This window comes from Bacillus sp. FSL W8-0102 (assembly GCF_038007225.1).
GTDB lineage: Bacteria > Bacillota > Bacilli > Bacillales > DSM-4216 > Bacillus_O > Bacillus_O smithii.
The window spans coordinates 2244740-2265202 of record NZ_JBBOWT010000001.1 but is presented as its reverse complement, the minus strand read 5'-3'; the positions used below and the strand labels follow the sequence as shown (position 1 = coordinate 2265202).

Annotated in this window: 21 protein-coding genes and 1 pseudogene; all 22 read left to right on the top strand. The window is 41.5% G+C overall.

The annotated features are described in order from the left end of the window. Positions 1 to 108 precede the first annotated feature (108 nt). Positions 109 to 1413: an FADH(2)-oxidizing methylenetetrahydrofolate--tRNA-(uracil(54)-C(5))-methyltransferase TrmFO gene (gene trmFO, locus N1I87_RS10850; RefSeq protein ID WP_341101703.1), complete on the top strand. Its 1305-nt coding sequence runs from the start codon at positions 109 to 111 to the stop codon at positions 1411 to 1413. 59 nt (positions 1414 to 1472) lie between these two features. After that, on the top strand, positions 1473 to 2366 hold the full coding sequence (gene xerC, locus N1I87_RS10845; RefSeq protein WP_003354568.1) for a tyrosine recombinase XerC: 894 nt from the start codon (positions 1473 to 1475) through the stop codon (positions 2364 to 2366). A 21-nt stretch (positions 2367 to 2387) separates the two neighbouring features. Further along, positions 2388 to 2930, top strand: coding sequence for an ATP-dependent protease subunit HslV (gene hslV / locus N1I87_RS10840; RefSeq protein WP_341101699.1), 543 nt, complete (start codon positions 2388 to 2390; stop codon positions 2928 to 2930). Positions 2931 to 2959: 29 nt separating this feature from the next. Beyond that, positions 2960 to 4357, top strand: coding sequence for an HslU--HslV peptidase ATPase subunit (hslU, locus tag N1I87_RS10835; RefSeq protein WP_341103367.1), 1398 nt, complete (start codon positions 2960 to 2962; stop codon positions 4355 to 4357). An 88-nt stretch (positions 4358 to 4445) separates the two neighbouring features. Continuing rightward, positions 4446 to 5225, top strand: a complete 780-nt coding sequence (gene codY / locus N1I87_RS10830) for a GTP-sensing pleiotropic transcriptional regulator CodY (protein ID WP_003354571.1) — start codon at positions 4446 to 4448, stop codon at positions 5223 to 5225. Positions 5226 to 5881: 656 nt separating this feature from the next. Then, the gene (locus N1I87_RS10825) at positions 5882 to 7165 is read left to right on the top strand and encodes an IS110 family transposase (RefSeq protein ID WP_270584767.1); all 1284 of its coding nucleotides are present in this window, start codon (positions 5882 to 5884) and stop codon (positions 7163 to 7165) included. A gap of 457 nt (positions 7166 to 7622) precedes the next feature. Beyond that, positions 7623 to 8015, top strand: a complete 393-nt coding sequence (gene flgB, locus N1I87_RS10820; RefSeq protein WP_341101694.1) for a flagellar basal body rod protein FlgB — start codon at positions 7623 to 7625, stop codon at positions 8013 to 8015. A gap of 2 nt (positions 8016 to 8017) precedes the next feature. After that, complete coding sequence (flgC, locus tag N1I87_RS10815; protein ID WP_341101692.1) at positions 8018 to 8479, top strand: flagellar basal body rod protein FlgC; 462 nt, start codon at positions 8018 to 8020, stop codon at positions 8477 to 8479. A gap of 41 nt (positions 8480 to 8520) precedes the next feature. Next, positions 8521 to 8829, top strand: coding sequence for a flagellar hook-basal body complex protein FliE (gene fliE / locus N1I87_RS10810; RefSeq protein WP_341101690.1), 309 nt, complete (start codon positions 8521 to 8523; stop codon positions 8827 to 8829). Positions 8830 to 8876: 47 nt separating this feature from the next. Continuing rightward, positions 8877 to 10468 (top strand): annotated as a pseudogene (fliF, locus tag N1I87_RS10805) (flagellar basal-body MS-ring/collar protein FliF). Positions 10469 to 10479: 11 nt separating this feature from the next. After that, positions 10480 to 11493, top strand: a complete 1014-nt coding sequence (gene fliG, locus N1I87_RS10800) for a flagellar motor switch protein FliG (RefSeq protein ID WP_341101686.1) — start codon at positions 10480 to 10482, stop codon at positions 11491 to 11493. Further along, positions 11486 to 12247: a flagellar assembly protein FliH gene (gene fliH / locus N1I87_RS10795; RefSeq protein ID WP_341101684.1), complete on the top strand. Its 762-nt coding sequence runs from the start codon at positions 11486 to 11488 to the stop codon at positions 12245 to 12247. The genes fliG and fliH overlap by 8 nt, the downstream gene beginning before the upstream one ends. Beyond that, entirely contained in the window at positions 12244 to 13569 is a 1326-nt protein-coding gene (gene fliI, locus N1I87_RS10790) for a flagellar protein export ATPase FliI (RefSeq protein WP_341101682.1), read from the top strand. Before fliH ends, fliI begins: the two co-directional genes overlap by 4 nt. Continuing rightward, the gene (gene fliJ / locus N1I87_RS10785; protein ID WP_341101680.1) at positions 13569 to 14015 is read left to right on the top strand and encodes a flagellar export protein FliJ; all 447 of its coding nucleotides are present in this window, start codon (positions 13569 to 13571) and stop codon (positions 14013 to 14015) included. The genes fliI and fliJ overlap by 1 nt, the downstream gene beginning before the upstream one ends. A 5-nt stretch (positions 14016 to 14020) precedes the next feature. Beyond that, positions 14021 to 14629, top strand: a complete 609-nt coding sequence (locus N1I87_RS10780) for a MotE family protein (RefSeq protein ID WP_327797868.1) — start codon at positions 14021 to 14023, stop codon at positions 14627 to 14629. Positions 14630 to 14675: 46 nt separating this feature from the next. Continuing rightward, positions 14676 to 16040, top strand: a complete 1365-nt coding sequence (locus N1I87_RS10775; RefSeq protein WP_341101677.1) for a flagellar hook-length control protein FliK — start codon at positions 14676 to 14678, stop codon at positions 16038 to 16040. Between the two features lie 8 nt (positions 16041 to 16048). Continuing rightward, positions 16049 to 16537, top strand: coding sequence for a flagellar hook capping FlgD N-terminal domain-containing protein (locus N1I87_RS10770; RefSeq protein WP_270583017.1), 489 nt, complete (start codon positions 16049 to 16051; stop codon positions 16535 to 16537). 149 nt (positions 16538 to 16686) lie between these two features. After that, on the top strand, positions 16687 to 17481 hold the full coding sequence (gene flgG, locus N1I87_RS10765; RefSeq protein ID WP_341101674.1) for a flagellar basal body rod protein FlgG: 795 nt from the start codon (positions 16687 to 16689) through the stop codon (positions 17479 to 17481). A gap of 60 nt (positions 17482 to 17541) precedes the next feature. Then, the gene (locus N1I87_RS10760) at positions 17542 to 17763 is read left to right on the top strand and encodes a flagellar FlbD family protein (protein ID WP_341094700.1); all 222 of its coding nucleotides are present in this window, start codon (positions 17542 to 17544) and stop codon (positions 17761 to 17763) included. Then, positions 17753 to 18208, top strand: coding sequence for a flagellar basal body-associated protein FliL (fliL, locus tag N1I87_RS10755; RefSeq protein ID WP_341094697.1), 456 nt, complete (start codon positions 17753 to 17755; stop codon positions 18206 to 18208). The genes N1I87_RS10760 and fliL overlap by 11 nt, the downstream gene beginning before the upstream one ends. Before the next feature lie 25 nt (positions 18209 to 18233). After that, the gene (gene fliM / locus N1I87_RS10750) at positions 18234 to 19235 is read left to right on the top strand and encodes a flagellar motor switch protein FliM (protein ID WP_270583013.1); all 1002 of its coding nucleotides are present in this window, start codon (positions 18234 to 18236) and stop codon (positions 19233 to 19235) included. Next, positions 19225 to 20451: a flagellar motor switch phosphatase FliY gene (fliY, locus tag N1I87_RS10745; protein WP_341101671.1), complete on the top strand. Its 1227-nt coding sequence runs from the start codon at positions 19225 to 19227 to the stop codon at positions 20449 to 20451. The genes fliM and fliY overlap by 11 nt, the downstream gene beginning before the upstream one ends. The last annotated feature ends 12 nt before the right edge of the window (positions 20452 to 20463 follow it).

Below are 20463 nucleotides of genomic sequence, written 5' to 3'. Positions count from 1 at the left end.
GTGGTAAGCAAAACGCTTTTTTTGACGATTCAGCTGTTGTAAAATCCATACGGGATAAAGAAGAGACAGTAAAACGATAAGGTTCATCTATCAGGAGGCAATACAAATATGACACAAACAGTAAATGTAGTAGGAGCCGGTCTTGCCGGAAGCGAAGCCGCGTTCCAAATCGCAGAACGGGGAATAAAGGTCAATCTTTATGAAATGAGGCCGGTCAAACAAACACCGGCTCATCATACCGATAAATTTGCGGAACTGGTATGTTCCAACTCATTGCGTGCCGATACTCTTACTAATGCAGTTGGTGTATTAAAAGAAGAAATGAGAACACTTAACTCCGTCATCATTCGTTCTGCTGATGATTGCCGAGTACCTGCAGGGGGAGCTCTGGCGGTCGACCGACATGAATTTGCAGCCAATGTCACAAATCGAGTGAAAAACCATCCGAATGTTACCGTCATTACGGAAGAAGTGACGGAAATACCAGAAGGCATAACGGTTATTGCGACCGGTCCTCTGACCAGCCCATCGTTGTCAGAAAAATTAAAAGAGCTGACTGGCGAAGATTATCTTTATTTTTATGATGCCGCGGCGCCGATCATTGAGAAAGAAAGCATCGATATGGACAAAGTATATTTAAAATCCCGCTATGATAAAGGGGAAGCGGCATACTTGAACTGCCCGATGACGGAAGAAGAATTTGACCGTTTTTACGAAGCGTTATTGGCGGCGGAAACCGTTCCATTAAGAGAGTTTGAAGAAGAAAAATATTTTGAAGGATGCATGCCGGTGGAAGTAATGGCGCAAAGAGGGAAAAAGACGCTTCTGTTCGGGCCGCTAAAGCCAGTTGGATTGGAAGATCCTCGTACCAATAAACGTCCATTTGCAGTCGTGCAGCTGAGACAGGATGACGCTGCCGGGACATTGTATAATATTGTCGGTTTTCAAACGCATATGAAATGGGGGCCGCAAAAAGAAGTGATCCGTTTAATTCCCGGATTAGAAAATGCTGAAATTGTCCGTTACGGTGTCATGCATCGAAATACGTTTATTAACTCGCCAAAAGTACTAAAATCGACCTATCAATTTCGAAATAGGGACACTTTATTCTTTGCCGGGCAAATGACGGGGGTAGAGGGATATGTAGAATCAGCTGCCAGCGGATTAGTGGCAGGATTAAACGCTGCAAGACTGGCGAAAGGCTTAGACCCTGTGGAATTTCCTGCTGTTACGGCGATTGGCAGTATGGCACATTATATTACGACTGCTAATCCGGACCATTTTCAACCGATGAATGCGAACTTTGGATTGTTTCCTGCACTTCCGAAGAAAATTCGTGATAAAAAAGAAAGAAATATGGAATACGCACGTCGAGCATTAGAAACAATTCATAACTTTGTGAAAAGTTTGTAGAAACATTGCAAGGGCTGCTGATATATGTTACTATTTAGTAGCCCTGTGAGGTGTCCGACATGGAAGATGAGTTGAAGTTCTTTTTGCAGTATTTGCAAATAGAAAAAAACTACTCCGAATATACAATTGACAATTATCGCCGTGATATCGAGCAGTTTTATAAGTTCATGATTGAGCAAAGTATCAAAAAGGTCGAGGATGTGGAGTATATAGATGCCCGGCTTTTTTTGACGAAGTTATATGAAGAGCAAATGGCTAGAACGACCGTTTCTAGAAAAATATCCAGTTTAAGAAGTTTTTATCGCTTTTTAGAAAGAGAAAATAAGATTACTGGAAATCCATTTTTACTTGTGTCCCAGCCTAAAAAAGGAAAAAGGCTGCCTGACTTTTTTTATGATGAAGAAATGCAAGCTTTATTTGCTGCTTGTGAAGGCGAGGAACCCCTTGCCATCCGAAATAAAGCGTTGCTGGAACTATTATACGCCACCGGAATTCGCGTAAGCGAGTGCGCTAATATTCAAATGAATGATATTGATTTCGAATTGTGTACACTTTTAGTGAAAGGAAAGGGAAAAAAAGAAAGATATGTCCCTTTTGGCAGTTTTGCCGAAGAAGCCATCAAGCGTTACATACAAAAATCTAGAAGCATACTTATACAAAAAAATGACCATCAACATTCCGCCTTATTTGTGAATGCCCGCGGTGGACCATTAACGCCCAGGGGCATACGGCATATTTTAAATCAAATCATAAAAAAAGCATCATTATCAGGAAAAATTCACCCTCATATGTTAAGGCACACCTTTGCAACGCATATGTTGAATAATGGGGCGGATTTGCGAGCGGTTCAGGAATTGTTGGGCCATTCTCATTTATCGTCTACTCAGTTGTACACACATGTGACGAATGAGCATTTGCGAAAGAGTTACTTAAATCATCATCCTCGGGCTTAGTCCGGATAAGGAGGAAGGACAGTGAGCAATTTTCATGCGACAACCATTTTTGCCATACAGCATAATGGTCAATGTGCAATGGCGGGGGATGGCCAAGTCACGTTTGGCGAAGCCGTAATCATGAAACACACGGCTCGAAAAGTCAGAAAAATTTTCAACGGACGTGTGCTTGCTGGTTTTGCCGGAAGCGTAGCGGATGCCTTTACTTTATTCGACATGTTTGAAGGAAAGCTTCAAGAGTATAATGGAAATCTGCAAAGGGCTGCTGTGGAGCTCGCCAAAGAATGGCGAAGCGATAAAGTGCTTCGAAAATTGGAGGCCATGTTGATTGTCATGGATCAAAAAGTTCTTTTACTCATCTCTGGAACAGGGGAAGTCATTGAACCGGATGACGGTGTTTTGGCGATTGGTTCCGGAGGGAATTATGCACTGGCTGCCGGCCGCGCCTTAAAAAGATTTTCCGGTAATGAGCTCTCGGCGAAAGAAATTGCGAGAGCAGCTCTTGAAATTGCCGGTGAAATTTGCGTCTATACGAATGACCATATTATAGTGGAAGAGCTGTAAAGGGGTGAGTTTCCTTGAAAAAAAGCGCTCTGGAATTAACGCCAAAACAAATTGTCGATCGGCTTGATCAATATATCATCGGGCAAAAGGAAGCGAAGAAAGCAGTGGCGGTGGCACTGAGAAATCGATATCGCCGCAGTTTGCTTCCGGATCATGTTCGGGATGAAATTATTCCGAAAAATATTTTGATGATTGGACCGACAGGAGTCGGTAAAACGGAAATCGCTCGACGAATTGCCCGAATAGTCGGAGCTCCATTTGTTAAAGTAGAAGCGACAAAATTCACGGAAGTCGGATATGTGGGACGTGATGTTGAATCAATGGTCCGTGATCTGGCAGAAGTTTCGGTCCGTATGGTAAAAGAAGAAAAAATGCTGGGGGTAAAAGAACGTGCAGAAGAAGCGGCAAACAGACGGCTTGTTGAACTGCTCGTTCCCGGCAAAAACAATTCCCATCACTATAAAAACCCATTTGAAATGATATTCGGCAGCAGCACCGAATCGGAATCAAATCAAGCGGGCGACACGGATAATGATCAAAATATCCACGAAAAGCGTAAAAGAATTGCCGAAAGGTTGGCAAAAGGGGAATTGGAAGACGAACTGGTCACCATTGAAATTGAAGAACAACAACCTTCCATGTTCGACCTTCTGCAAGGGTCCGGAATTGAACAAATGGGTCAAAACTTCCAAGAGGCCCTTGGCAGCCTTATGCCAAAGAAAAAGAAAAAACGAAAAATGCCGGTGAAAGAAGCACGGAAAGTACTCATCAATGAGGAAGCTCAAAAATTAATTGATATGGACGAAGTCGTTCAAGAAGCCATCTATCGTGCTGAACAGACTGGCATTATTTTCATTGATGAAATTGATAAAATCGCCAATAAAAACGGAACCTCTTCTTCTGCCGATGTATCGAGAGAAGGTGTTCAAAGAGATATTTTGCCAATCGTAGAAGGCTCGACTGTGACGACCAAATATGGTTCAATTAAAACGGATTATATTTTGTTCATTGCAGCGGGTGCTTTCCATATGGCAAAACCGTCTGATCTCATACCGGAACTTCAGGGCCGCTTTCCGATCAGGGTAGAACTGCAAAAGTTGTCTGTAGAAGATTTTCAACGCATTCTTGTTGAGCCTGATAATGCTTTGATTAAACAATATCAAGCATTATTGGAAACGGAAGGTATAAAAATAGAATTTTCTGACGATGCTATAAAAAGAATCGCTGAACTTGCATTTAAGGTTAATCAAAATACTGATAATATTGGAGCCAGAAGACTTCAAACGATCATGGAAAAATTGTTGGAAGACTTATCCTTTGAAGCACCGGATATCAATTTGGAAACGATCCAAATCACTCCTCAATATGTGGATGAAAAATTAGCAGCTATTTCAAAGGATAAGGATTTAAGCCAGTTTATACTCTAGTTTGAATCTTCTTGACAGAGTTATAAAATAGGGAAAATGCAACGTTCATATCATAAATAAAAATTGAATAGTATTAGGAGGAACAGTAATGGATCTATTAACCAAAACTAGAAAAATTAATGCGATGCTACAAAAAGCTGCAGGAAAACCTGTGAATTTTAAAGAAATGGCGATCACGATGGCCGAAGTGATTGGGGCCAACGTGTTTGTGGTAAGCCGTCGAGGAAAATTGCTCGGATTTGCCGTTCATCAGCAAATTGAAAATGAGCGTATGAAAAAAATGCTGGAAGAACGCCGTTTTCCGGAAGAATATACGAATAATTTGTTCAACATTAAAGAGACTTCTCCAAACTTGGATATCGACAGTGAATATACAGCTTTTCCGGTTGAAAACAAAGACTTGTTCAGAAACGGCTTAACAACAATCGTGCCGATCGTGGGCGGAGGAGAGCGTCTTGGAACTCTCATACTTGCCCGCCTGAATGAACAATTTTCAGACGATGACTTGATCTTGGCAGAATATGGAGCCACTGTAGTCGGGATGGAAATTTTACGTGAAAAAACGGAAGAAATTGAAGAAGAAGCCCGCAGCAAAGCGGTTGTTCAAATGGCTATCAGTTCGCTCTCTTACAGTGAATTGGAAGCGATCGAACATATATTTGAGGAACTGGACGGTAAAGAAGGGCTGTTAGTGGCTTCGAAAATCGCTGATCGTGTCGGCATTACCCGCTCTGTTATTGTCAACGCCCTTCGCAAACTGGAAAGTGCCGGAGTGATTGAATCACGCTCTCTCGGAATGAAAGGTACTTATATTAAAGTGTTAAATGATAAATTTTTAGTGGAACTTGAAAAATTAAAATCTCATTAATCATGTTCAACCGCCGATTTTTCGGCGGTTTTTTTATAAGTATAAATACAAAAGACGAATGTAACATTTCAAATGAATGAACAATCAGATTTTATCATAATGGAAAAGTCGTATAATTCTCCTTTCATTGACAACAGTCATGCAATGAAGGAACTGGCGGTATTCACGTGGATGTGCAAAAAATGACAAGATTCATCCGTTCATATAAAGCGGTATAAGCCCAATGTATGATAGGAAAAGGAGATAACGACAAAAAACTACATTATTTTTTGTACAACAAAAAAGCGTTATACTAAATAATAGCCGTTATCCTTCTATTCAGAATTATTACAACTATATTAAGAGCAAAAAGTCCCAGTGTTTCGACAAAGGAAAATATGATATATTTTACATTGTAGGATTTTTTAGTTAATAGGTCATGGTACAAATATGTCCCATAGGTTATTATTGGTAAAAGGATGTTGAGATTTTTGTCTTGTCCATCATCATTGGAATTGGCCGCGACACCATCATTCTAAAAACATGATCAATTATCGAAAAAGAAGCTATTCCTGTAATGAAGAAATTTGAGGTTTGAAACAAAAAGAGCCCTCTTGGTATAGTACAGGGTGTCAATGCATTGACCCCGAATTAATAATTACCAAGGAGGACTCAAGATGAATTATACGCAAAATCGTAAAATCTCGCAAATTACACCATCAACATTAATTGTAGGCATTGATATCGCCAAAGACAAACACGTCGCTCGAGCTCAGGATGATCGAGGAATCGAATTTGGAAAAAGACTGATCTTTGAAAATCGCATACATGGCTATCAAAAACTGCTTGATTGGGTTTCGAGGCATCAAAAGGAACACCAAAAAACACATGTCATTTTTGGTGTTGAGCCGACCGGTCATTTCTGGCTGAGTCTGGCCTATTTCTTGACTGCTAAAGGTTATGACTTTGTCTTGGTCAATCCTATGCATGTCAAAAAAACTAAAGAGCTGGATGATAACTCTCCAACTAAAAACGATACGAAAGATGCACGTGTGATTGCACAGCTGATTAAAGATGGGCGATACTCCGTACCAAATCTCTTAGATGGCATCTATGCAGAGCTAAGAGAAGGCGTCAAATTAAGAGATCAGCTCATCCAGCAGCTTATGATCACAGAAGGTCGTATTCAAAATCACATCCAGCGTTACTTTCCGGAGTTTTTCGATGTATTTAAAGACTGGGAAGGAAAGGCAGCTCTTTGTACATTAAGAAACTTTCCATTCCCCTCTCAGATTAAAGAAATGACATCAGAAGAAGTTCTTGCGAAATGGAAACAAGAAGTAAACCGTGGTGTAGGAATCAAACGAGCTACAAAGTTAATAGAAGCAGCGAAAAAGAGCATTGGTATCCAAATTGGTATCAAGTTTGCTAAACGTGAATTGGATTATTTACTCGATCAATATGAGCTATACAAAGAGCAATTAGGACAGTTAGATAAGGATCTGGAAGCACTTGTAGTAACGATACCTGGAGCGAAGGAAATGATCAATATTCAAGGCTTAGGTCCTACAACAGTCGCGCTATTCTTCGCTGAGGTCGGGGATATAACAAAGTATAGTCATCCCCAGCAATTAGTAAATCTGGCAGGGCTGTCATTACGTGAACATAGTTCCGGGAAGTTTAAGGGGCAAACCAAGATCACAAAACGAGGACGAAGTCGATTGCGAAGAGCTTTATACTTGGCCATTCGTCCACTCGTTGCCCATAATCCAACGTTTAAAGCCCTGCATCAATACTACACAAAGCGTCCTGATCGACCTTTGAAGAAACAGCAGTCACTGATTGCCTTGTGTTGTAAATTACTACGTGTCTTATTTGTCATTGGTCAAAAACAGTGTGAATTTGATGGTTCAAAGTTATTGAGAGGTTTGCCTCAAATCGATTCATTACAGGCAGCTTAAGGCTTTATTAAGTTCATGAAATCATTTCAGAATACCGTAATTATCTCAAATGACAAACACCAATAGTGCAGAGTTGGAGCTTATTTATTCCATACGGGCATGTGACCCAGCAAAGGAGCATATCCAACCTCCACCTCATGGATACGCAGGACGAAGGAATGTATGGAATTCAATCCGGAGAGATGTGGGAGGGTTAGCGACCGTGAGTGATGTGGAGATGATGAAGCACGGTTATACCTTATTTTTACCAAATAAATACAATTTGGTTGATAGGATGCCCCCTACCATGTAAATTATTTAAAAAAATTCAACATATATCCATTAAATGAGGTGTGTATTCTATTAAGTGTCTATGAAATTTTGAGAAAAAGCGAGTATTCGGGAGAAAAATAAACTTTATTGAGGGAGGATTTTGACGGTTTTTAAGACAAAGAATTCAAGGGATGGGGGTGAAAAAATGGATTTCTTTTCAAATTCAATCACAACGCTAGAACAGGCGCTAAACTATTCGGCATTAAAACAAAAGGTCATAGCCAATAATATCGCCAATGTTGACACGCCCAACTACAAAGCCCAGGATGTCAGTTTTCAAAAACTGCTGGAATCGTCCAAGTCCAACCAATTAACCGCCTATCGAACGGATCGGAGACATTTCCCGTTTCCAAATGAAAATACGTTGTCTAGTGCCATTTTCAGCCGTCCATCCTCCTATAACGAGAATGGAAATAGTGTCGATATGGATAAAGAAATGTCGGATCTTGCAAGTAATCAAATTTATTATAATGCGATGGCCGAGTTGATTAGTGGAAAATTTTCTTCCTTAAATACGGTTATTAAAGGTGGGAAATAGTCATGTCGATTTTTCAAAGCTTGAATATAAGCTCTTCTGCATTAACTGCTGACAGAGTAAGAATGGACGTCATATCGTCTAATATGGCGAATATGGATACGACAAGGGCGAAAATGGTCAATGGACATTGGGAGCCATATCGGAGAAAAATGGTTGTTTTAGAGCCGCAACAGACCAATTTTTCATCCTACATGCAGGCAGCGATAAATGGCGGCAATGCCTCCACTGCCGGCGGCGGCGTAAAAGTGACGAAAATTGTAGAAGACCAGACGACACCTTTTCAACTTGTTTATGATCCGGAAAATCCAGATGCCAATGCAGCCGGATATGTACAAATGCCCAACGTGGATCCTTTAAGAGAAATGGTGGATTTAATGTCATCAACCCGTTCGTATGAAGCAAATGTCACCGTACTGAATGCCACAAAGGGGATGTTAATGAAAGCTTTGGAAATCGGAAAATAAGCTCATAAACTTATAATCACACTGAAAGGAGTTTTGCAAATATGGCGATTCAATCAATAGGCGCGGTTGAGTCCGTTTTTAAGCCGTCCGCCCCTACACTCACAAAGGCTGATACAAACCAGCAAAAAGACTCCAATTTTCGTGATATATTAAAAGATTCCATAAACAGCTTGAATGACAGCCAATTGCAGGCCGATCAACTTAGCCAAAAACTGGCTCTTGGTGATGATGTAGATCTTCATGAAGTCATGATTGCTTCCCAAAAAGCACAAGTAGCGCTGAATTTAGCGGTAGAAGTTAGAAATAAAGCGGTCGAAGCTTACCAGGAAATCATGAGAATGCAAGTCTAATAAAACGGTTATGTTGAGAGATTAAGAGAAATAACCGGGGGATCATAATGAACGAAAAATTAAAACAATATTTTGCTAATGCATCAAATTTCTGGAAAAGTCGTTCAAAGAAACAAAAAACGATTTTTCTAAGCAGCTTAGCGTTAATTGTGCTACTGGCGAGTGTTATCACCTTTTTTGCAACGAGAACGAAAATGGAGCCTTTGTACAGCAATTTATCGCCGGAAGAAGTCGGGTCAATCAAGCAAGATTTGGATTCCCGCGGCGTCAAGTATGAAATTACCGACGGGGGAACCACCATCTTGGTGCCTTCAGATTCGGTGGATTCTTTGAAAGTGGACTTGGCGGCTGAAGGATTGCCTAAAACGGGACAGATTGACTACAGCTTTTTTAGCCAAAATGCAAAATTCGGAATGACAGACAATGAATTCAACGTATTGAAGTTGGATGCCATGCAAACCGAACTTGCGAACTTAATTAAAAGCATTGATGGTGTCAAAGATGCAAAAGTCATGATCAATCTTCCGGAAAAAAGTGTGTTTGTCAGTGATAAAAACGAAGAAGCATCAGCGTCTGTCGTTTTGCAAACCGAGCCGGGATATCAATTTGATAACAAACAAATCAAAGCCCTTTATCATTTGGTTTCCAAAAGCGTTCCGAATTTGCCGGAAGATAATATTGTCATTATGAACCAAAATTTTGAGTACTATGATTTGCAAAATAATGACGATACAACCGGCGATGAGTTCGCACAGCAATTGAATGTGAGAAAGCAAGTGGAACGGGACATCCAACAGCAAGTCCAAACCATGCTCGGTACTTTGATGGGCCAAGACAAAGTAGTCGTATCTGTTACGGCCGATATCGACTTTACAAAAGAAAAACGGGACGAAAAATTGGTAGAACCTGTTGATAAAGAAAATATGAAGGGAATTGAGATCAGCGCCCAACGAATATCCGATACATATACTGGGACAAACGCTGCTCAAGGAGGAACCCCTCAATCCCAAAACCAAGCGGATACAGTAGGATCCACTTATGTTCAAGGTCAAACCGGCAGCGGAAATTCCGAACATAAAGAAGAAACGATTAACTATGAGATCAACCGCATTCATAGACAAATTGTAGAAAGCCCTTATAAAATTCGCGATTTAGGTATTCAAGTGTTAGTTGAGCCGCCAAAAGCGAATGATCCGGCGTCTCTTCCGCAAAGCCGGGTGGACGACATAAAAAAATATTGTCAACTGTTGTTAGCACGTCCATTGACAAGAGTACAGGAACACAGTTGACGGATAATGACATTCAAAACAAAATTGCCGTTTCTGTTCAACCGTTTAACGGCAAAATCAAGTTTCAGGATCAAAAGCAGCCGCTCCTTCCGTGGTGGGCTTATTTGATCGGAGCGATCTTATTATTAATCATTGGCTTGCTTGTTTTCTTCTTAATCCGTTCGCGGATGGCAAGAGAGGACGAATTAGAGGAAGAACTGTTGGAGTCTGAACTTGCAGCTGAAAAAATTCAACAAGAAGAAGAAAAAAATAATGAGCAATTGGAGCGCAGGAAGCAGATAGAAAAAATGGCGAAAGAAAAGCCAGAAGAGTTTGCAAAACTAATCAGAACTTGGTTGTCTGAGGAATAGGAGGGTGAAGGTTGGCCGGAACGAAAAACAAGTTAACAGGCAAACAAAAAGCAGCCATTCTCCTTATTTCGATGGGGCCGGATGTTTCGGCGTCCGTCTACAAACATTTGACCGAAGAAGAGATTGAGCGGTTAACATTGGAGATTTCCAATGTGAAAAAAGTAGATTCAAAGGCAAAAGATGAAGTGATGGAAGAATTTCAGCAACTTGCCATGGCCCAAGACTATATTTCTCAAGGAGGGATCGGTTACGCGAAAACGATCCTTGAAAAAGCGCTTGGCAAAGAACAAGCTCAGGACATCATCAATCGGCTTACTTCTTCCTTGCAAGTCCGTCCGTTCGATTTTGCACGGCGAGCGGACCCAAGTCAAATTTTAAATTTTATACAAAATGAGCACCCGCAAACGATTGCGTTAATACTTTCTTATTTGGATCCGCAGCAAGCAGGGCAAATCCTGTCAGAATTGCCTCAAGATGTTCAAGCGGATGTGGCGCGTAGAATTGCGATAATGGATCGGACTTCTCCGGAAATCATCAGTGAAGTTGAGGCGATTTTAGAAAGAAAATTAAGTGCCACCGTTACGCAAGACTACACGCAAACTGGAGGAATTGAAACAGTTGTTGAAGTGTTAAACGGTGTGGATCGTTCGACGGAAAAAACGATTTTAGATACTTTGGAAGTTCAAGATCCGGAACTGGCAGAAGAAATTAAAAAGAGGATGTTTGTATTTGAAGATATCGTGACATTAGATAACCGTTCGATCCAGCGTGTTATCCGCGATTGCGAAAATGAAGATTTGTTGCTTGCATTAAAAGTCGCCAGCGAGGAAGTGAAAGAAGTAGTCTTTCGAAATATGTCGTCCAGAATGGCAGAAACGTTTAAAGAAGAAATGCAATATATGGGTCCTGTCCGTCTTCGTGATGTCGAAGAAGCTCAGTCGCGCATTGTCGGTGTCATTCGGAAATTGGAAGATGCTGGAGAAATTATCATTGCCCGGGGCGGAGGAGATGATATTATTGTCTAAAATATTGAAATCTTCGTGGGGCTACCAACAAAAACGATCCGCGAGAGTGATCAACATAAGAGAAGTCTCCACCACCGAATTAAATGAAGAGTCTGCTGCCGGCACAGACTTAGACAAGGGGCAACTACTTGTAAAGGCAAGGCAAGAAGCAGATGAAATCATGGAGAAAGCGGAATACGAGGCAAAAAAGCTAAAGGAACAACTAGAACAAGAAAAATTGTCGTGGAAACAAGAAAAGGAATCTTTAATGGAGCAAGCTTATCAGGAAGGATATGAACGAGGGATAGAACAAGGACGGCAGGATGGCTACAAAGAATATAAAACGTTGCTTCAATCCGCGAAAAATGTTGTCGAACAATCAAAAATGGAAGCTCAAAAGAATATTATTCAGTCGGAAAAAGTCATTTTGGAGCTGGCGATGAAAACTGCGGAAAAGATTTTAGGGACGGTTTTAGAAAAAGATGAGGAACTGTTCTCGTCTCTTGTTAAAAGGAGTTTTAAAGAAATTAAGGATTCACGGGAAGTTGAAATCCACGTTCATCCGTCTCGTTATGAGTTTTTGCTTTCGCAAAAGGAAGAATTGGAGGCCATTTTTCCGGCTGTCGTTGAACTTTATCTGTATCCGGATGAAGACTTAGACATAAATGATTGCATTATCGAAACTATACATGGAAGGCTGGACGCCAGCGTTGACAGTCAATTGTTTAAAATCAGGCAGACGCTCATGGAAATGTTTGAAGGTGATCTTGCTTGAAAGCGGCTGATCTCATTCATAAAATCGCCAATATATCGTCCTATCAGCAATATGGCCGAGTCAAGCGGGTAATCGGACTTATGATCGAATCTCAAGGCCCCGACTGTTCGGTAGGCGATATATGCTATATTTACCCTTCACAAAAACAATCAAATAAGAAGATTCTGGCGGAAGTTGTCGGTTTTCGCGATGAAATGGTCATTTTAATGCCATATACCCATTTGAGTGAAATTGCGCCGGGAAGTTTAGTAGAATCTGAGGGGAAACCGCTGGAAATTAAAGTAGGCTCCGCTTTGATCGGCAAAATTGTCGATCCGCTCGGTATGCCGATGGACGGTTCGGTGTTGCCTAGAGGTCTCTCGTCTATCGCAACCGATCAAGAACCGCCCAATCCTTTAAAGCGCCCTCCTATATCGGAGCGCTTGGAAGTAGGGGTTCGTGCAATCGACAGCCTGCTTACGGTAGGAAAAGGTCAGCGTGTCGGTATTTTTGCAGGAAGCGGCGTCGGCAAAAGCACATTGCTTGGCATGATTGCCCGCAATACGAAAGCGGATCTCAACGTGATCGGCCTCATAGGAGAAAGAGGAAGAGAAGTGCGCGAATTTGTTGAGCGAGATTTGGGGCCAGAAGGTTTATCCCGTTCCATTGTAGTGGCTGCAACTTCCGACCAGCCTGCCCTCATGAGGATCAAGGGGGCCTATACGGCGACAAGCATTGCAGAATATTTTCGTGATAAAGGATTCAATGTCATGCTGCTGATGGATTCTGTCACCCGCGTGGCAATGGCTCAGCGGGAAATCGGGCTTGCTACCGGAGAGCCGCCGGCGACAAAGGGTTATACGCCAAGCGTTTTTGCCATTTTGCCTAAATTGCTGGAGAGAACCGGTACTAGCGAAAAAGGAACCATCACCGCTTTTTACACGGTGCTTGTAGATGGTGATGACTTGAACGAACCGATTGCAGACACCGTTCGTGGAATATTAGACGGACATATTGTTTTGGACCGGAACCTTGCGAATAAAGGGCAATTCCCGGCCATTCATGTACTGAAAAGCATCAGCCGCTTGATGAACACGTTGGCGGACGAAGACCATAAACATGCTGCTGCAAAAATAAGAGAAATGATGAGTACATATTTAAACGCCGAAGATTTAATTAATATCGGCGCCTATAAAAAAGGCTCATCCGAGGATATTGACAAAGCGATTGACTATTATCCAAAAATTGTTTCCTTTTTGAAACAAGATGTGAATGAAAAGTCGACGATGGAAGAAAGTATCCGTTCGCTTATTCAATTAGGTGAAAAAGGAGACTGGCAGTAATGGGATACTATTTTAAGTTCGAAAAAATCCTGCAAATAAAAGAACGAGAAAAAGAAGAAATTCAATCGGGATATCACCGCGCCAAAAGGCAATTTGAACAAGTCGCCGAGAAGTTATACGAGTTATTAAAGAAAAAGGAAGATTTGCTGGCTTTTCAAGAGGCCCAATTGGCATCCGGCTTTCCGGTGTATGAAATCCAGCATTATCAGCTGTTCATCAGTAATTTGGAAAAGATGATTAACTATCAGCAACAACTGGTGATGAACGCTCGAAATAGAATGTTCTGGTTTGAAAACCAGCTGAAAGAAAAGAACATAGAAGTGAAAAAATACGAAAAAATCAAAGAAAAAGAATGGCAGAAATATAAAAAGTTGTTAGGGCAAATGGAAAACAAAGAAATGGATGAACTTTCCGTTATTCAGTTTATGAATCGGAGAAACAGGTGAGTCATATGGCAAAAAACAAGAAATCCGGCAAACAAGACCAAGAAGAGAAAGGGTATAGCGCTTTTCAATGGATATTATTTGTTGGCATCATACCGCTTGTGTTTGCTGCTGTGATTGCTTATTTTGTTATGTCAGTGTCCGGTGTATCGTTTGCTGATGCTATCAAAAAAGCGGGAGGCAAAATTCCGTTTTTAGATCAAATGGCCGCTTCCCATGAGCAGAAGCAAAAGATGAATGAATATGTGCACAAAATTGCTTCCTTAGAGAAAGAAGTGAAAAAAAAGCAATCGAAAATTGATCAATTGCAAAATCAGCTGGATTCTGCCAATTCAAAAATGGAGGATCTGCAAGTAGAAAATGATCGACTAAATATTGAGATGGAAAATCTCTCGAAGCAAAAACAAGCAGCCAATAAAGCTCAAATGAGCAAAAACGTTGCGAAAACGTACGAAACGATGTCGCCTCAAAATGTAGCGGCCATATTAATGAAAATGACGGATGAACAAGCGGTCAGCATTTTGTCACAGCTGAATACGGACCAACAAGCTCAAGTGTTGGAAAAACTCCCGCCAGATACAGCCGCCAAATACACAAGATTGTTGGCCAATCCGTAAATGATATTTCTTCTGTATCGATGGGAACTGGAAAGGAGGTGAGGGTTTGAATGCAGGGATGAAACAAATGCCCTTGTTGGGGAGCATGATCCCCTTTTCGAGCAAAAACGGGGCCAGTTTAAACGCAGGAATGATGAAAATGCCATTGTTGGGTGCGATCCAATCAACGGCTGCATTAGAGTTGCCTGATTTCCAAATGGCTGAAGGCGCACCGTTTGCTGCTTTGTTCAGCCAAGTTATGGAAGAAAGCGGAAAGGGATCAAAGTCCGTTACCACATCGCAGCAAAACAATGCGTCTTCGCAAGACTGGATCGCTCGTGTTATGCAGATTCTTGAGGGCAGTCAAGGCTCGGGGGAGGGTTTGGAAAAACCGTCCATCGAGTGGCAAGGCGAATCGTTAAAAGATCTAGTGTTGCCGTCTGAATTATTACAAAAGGCTCAAGCTGTGGTTTCAGATGCCCTCCACAAATGGCTGGGATCAGGAGCGCCTGACATCGAACAAAACGATTCAAAGATACAAAAGGATTCTGTTGAACAATTGATCGCAGTGTTAGAAGGGCTAGTCGCTTTACCCATCGATCAGTGGAAAAAACTAGATCCAAATGTAATGGTGCCACTGTTCGCAGCGGCAAAACAGCTAACGAACCTCGACAGTAAAGCACAGTTATCACCGAATGTATCAGAGTCTGTGCACTGGATTCAAAAGCTTTTAAGTGAAATCAGCCAAAAAGCGGAGACGGAAACGGTTGAAGCCGATAATCAGCAGCTGGCCATTTTGAAAAAGGCTTATTCCCATTATGTTCAACCGCAAACGCAAACGACAGATGGAGAAAAGGAACTGTCAGGACTTGAATCGGTCGCTAAATGGGGAGAGAGTGCAAAGGAAATTCAGCCGTTGAATGAACATGAAGCGTCTTTTAATTCTTCATTGCAGTCCAATACGGCTAAGGCCGGGGAAACGATTTCAGTTCCGTTGCAATCAAATCCGAAACTGATGAACTTGCAGCAGTTTATTGATAAATTTAGACAGATCTTAGAAAAGTCGCAATTTGCTAAACAACCGAATGCGAATACTTTAATGATTAAATTGTATCCAGAGAATTTGGGGACGCTGCGGATTGAGCTGCAGCAAAAAGATGGCGTTGTAACAGCACGAATTTTGGCTTCCGCTCAAACCGTTAAAGAATTGATTGATTCTAATATAGCTTCTTTAAAACAGGCATTCACTCAACAAAATATTTCCGTAGATAAAGTGGAGATCGTGTTTCATCCGCCTGAATTAGACACATATCATCGCGATTCATCTGAAGGCGGGCGCCAAGAACAGCGGCAGCAGCCGCAAAAACAAAAGGACGATGAAAAAGAATCCGACCGTTCCTTTGAAGAACTACTCATTAATATGGAAGTTTAGGTGAGAATATGGGAAATACCATTGATCCAAGCCTTTATTTACCGACGACTAATAATCAATCCAATACGAATGGAAAAGACAATTCGATTTTAGGAAAAGATGATTTCTTAAAACTGTTAATGGCCGAGATGCAAAATCAAGATCCTTTGAGTCCGATGGACAATAATGAGATGATCGGCCAAATGGCGCAATTTTCGACGTTGGAACAAATCACGAATTTGGCTTCTTCTTTAGAGAAACTTTTGAATATGGAGCAGCAAAATCAATATATTGCTTACAGTTCTTTTGTCGGGAAAAACGTCACTTATCACAAACTGGAAGACAGCGATGATCCAAATGGAGACCCGGTGGTGCAGGAAGGACATGGAGTGGTATCATCCGTACGATTTACAGGAGACAGCGTTGAGTTTGTGTTAACGGATGGGACAGTATTGGAGCCTGCCAATATTTCAGAAATTCAAGCATCGTCTGAAACTCCTAGTACGGATAAAACCTGAAAAAGTCTGTGCATGGCTCGATAAAGACGGAAACTGCCGTCATTTGAAGCTGGAAACGAAATAAATGATGAATAGAACGGCCTCTTATTATGGGACTCTTTGAGACAAGCGATGAACTGTCGCAGAAAATCGGAAAGGGGAAATGTGATATGCTTCGATCCATGTACTCGGGAATCGGCGGAATGAAAAATTTCCAAACGAAACTCGATGTCATCGGGAACAATATTGCCAACGTCAACACTTATGGCTTTAAAAAAGGACGTACGATTTTTAAAGACCTTGTGAGTCAGCAAATTTCCGGAGCAAGTGCAGCGACGGCAGCCCGTGGTGGAACAAACCCTAAACAAGTCGGTTTAGGTTCTACGCTTGGCGCCATCGATACGGTTCAGACGCAAGGAAGCTTGCAGACAACTGGCAGATCGCTAGACTTGGCGATTTCCGGTGATGGATTTTTTATTGTACGGGATGGAAATAATGACTATTTAACTAGAGCCGGTAATTTCTATCTGGATAACCAAGGTTATCTTGTCAATCAAGATGGACTTTATGTAATAGGAATAGGCGGCGGAAAAATTCAAATTCCCAATACAGCTAAATCGATTAGTATAGGTGCGGATGGAAAAGTAACTTATGTAGTAGATGGAAACAGCACTCCGCAAACAGCAGGACAAATTGCATTAGCAAAGTTACAAAATCCTGAAGGGTTAGAAAAAGTCGGAAATAATCTTTTTCAAGTCACAACCAACTCGGGCGGAATGAACAACATTGCACCGGGAACAAATGGAGCCGGTACGATTGTTCCTGGTGCTTTGGAAATGTCCAATGTTGATTTATCGGAAGAGTTTACCGAAATGATAGTTGCTCAACGGGGATTTCAAGCCAATACACGAATCATAACAACTTCGGACCAAATATTAGAAGAATTAGTGAATTTAAAACGATAGAGTTTGAGATTTTAGTAAAGGAGGGAGGGGCCGCATGGCTCTTAGCGGCCCTCTGACAGTATGATTACATTAACGCGCTTAAATGGAAGGCCCTTTCAGTTAAACGCACTTTACATAGAAACGATCGAAGCTTTTCCGGATACGACAATTACGTTAACGAATGGGCGCAAATATGTAGTGAAAGAATCCAAAGATCAGGTGCAAAAGCTGGTGCTGGATTTTTATCGGAGCATTCAACTGTTCGGAAAATTGGATAAGGAGGTGTCTGGCGATGGGAAATGAAGCGGTTGGCCAAGGTCGAAATAAACTGCTGACCATTATGCTTATTATTTTAACCGTCATCACATTGGCCGGTGCTGTTGCGCTGGTGATCATGTTAAAGTCGAACAGCGGGCATCAAGGAAAAGAACCGGATATTGATCAAGTTCTGGAATGTTCCGTCGATGTACCGGAAATTACAACCAATTTGGCTTCAAACGACTTCATCCGCATTTCCTTTAAAATTCAAACCGACAGCAAAAAAGCAAAACAAGAACTCGAAAAACGTGATTTTCAAACAAAGGACATCATTATAGAATTATTATCTGGGATGAGAGCGGAAGATTTGAAAGGGGCAGCCGGAAAAGAAAAGCTGGCGGAAATGTTGAAATCAAGATTAAACGAGGTGATGCAGGAAGGAAAAATCGTCAAAGTGTACATTACCTCCTATATCATCCAACAATCTTGATGGAACCGTAAGGAGGTGAAGCTCTTTGTCGGAGGAAGTATTATCCCAAAGCGAAATAGATGCTCTTTTGTCGGCTCTATCTGCCGGGGAAATGAATGCGGATGAATTAAAAAGAGAAGAGGAAGAAAAAAAGGTAAAAGTATACGACTTTAAACGAGCGCTACGGTTTTCAAAAGATCAAATCCGTAGTTTAACACGGGTGCACGAAAACTTTTCACGGTTATTGACGACGTTTTTTTCTGCCCAGCTGCGAACTTATGTACAAATATCTGTTGCTTCAGCGGACCAAATTCCTTATGAAGAATTTATACGATCAATCCCCAATTTGACGATTTTAAACGTATTTGAGGTTCCGCCGTTAGACGGAAGGATTATTATGGAAATTAATCCGAATATCGCCTATGCGCTGGTTGACCGTCTGCTGGGTGGAAAAGGATCAGGGACCAGTAAAATTGAAAAATTGACGGAAATCGAAACGAATATTATGTCGAATATGTTTGAACGAGCTTTTTATCATTATCGGGAAGCATGGGAAAACATTGTCGAAATCAATCCGTCATTGACTGAATTTGAAGTAAATCCCCAGTTTTTACAAATGGTTTCGCCCAATGAAACCGTCGTTGTCATTTCTTTGAACACGGTCATTGGCGAAGTGATGGGCATGATCAATATTTGTATCCCTCATGTAGTGTTGGAACCTATTCTTCCGAAATTATCCGTACACTATTGGATGCAAACATCTGAAAAAAAAGAGCGCAAGCCCGGGGAATTGGAGATTTTAGAAAAGAATCTACGAAATGCGCAAATTCCGGTGACGGCAGAACTGGGAACTTCTGAGATTACGATTGAGGAATTTTTAACGTTGGATGTGGGAGATGTCATCAGACTGGATAGAAAAATCGACGAGCCATTGATAATCAAAACAGGGGATGTTCCTAAATTTATCGGCCAACCGGGAAGAGTCAACAAACAACTGGCTGTGCAAATTATAGATTCCATTGAGGGGGGAGAAAACGATGAAAAATGATGACATGCTCTCGCAGGATGAAATTGACGCTTTGCTGAAAGGGACTTTGAATGACGCAGACGCTCCGAATCAAGAGATAGCCGATGAGGAAACTCAACAAGGAAAACAAGAACAACAGGCAATCATACATACGGAAGATTATTTAACGCCGGTTGAAGAAGATGCCTTAGGTGAAATCGGCAATATCTCGTTCGGCAGCTCGGCAACAGCCTTGTCCAGTCTATTAAACCAAAAAGTAGATATTACCACACCGTCTGTTTCGATTATCCCTCGGAGCAAAATTCAAGATGAATTTCCTCATCCGTACGTTGCGATATTGGTAGAATATCGCGATGGGTTTGCCGGAGTGAATCTTTTAGTGATAAAACAGCAAGACGCCGCAATTATTGCGGATCTCATGCTAGGGGGAACTGGTGAGAATCCAAGCGAAACTTTGGATGACATCAAACTAAGCGCCGTCCAGGAAGCAATGAACCAAATGATGGGTTCGGCGGCCACGTCCATGTCGACCATCTTCCAAAAGCGGGTAGATATTTCCCCGCCTTCGCTCGTCTTAATGGACTTAAAAAACGGGGAAGGAACTGACGCTATACCTGATCACGAACTGTTCGTCAAAATCTCCTTCCGTTTAACGATTGGAAACTTAATTGATTCCAATATCATGCAATTATTGCCGATTTCATTTGCCAAAAGTCTCGTAGAAGAATTGGTGAACCCTTCAACCAATGGGGAAGAGCCGCAAATGGCAAATGAAGAAAATGTGTCAGATAAAAGTTCTGTTCAAAAAGGAACAATCGATGATGGAAGGAAAGAGACTGTGTCGAAAACCGACCGACCACAACCCGATGTTCAGAAAGAAGAGAATGTAGGAAAAAGCAGGAAAACGGAACCAATGGTTCATGTAGAGCCTGCCGCTTTTGCGGAGTTTCAACCGACAACCGCGCCTCCTGTTGAAACAAGAAATTTAGATTTATTGCTTGATATTCCTTTAAATGTGACTGTCGAGCTCGGAAGAACCGTGCGCACGGTAAAGGATATTCTGGAACTTTCCTCCGGCTCTATCATTGAGCTCGATAAACTGGCAGGAGAACCAGTGGATATATTGGTGAATAATAGGTTGATAGCAAAGGGCGAAGTTGTGGTTATAGATGAAAATTTCGGTGTTCGTATAACGGAAATACAAAGCCAAAGTGAACGCATTCATCAATTAAAATAATCATTTGAGGAG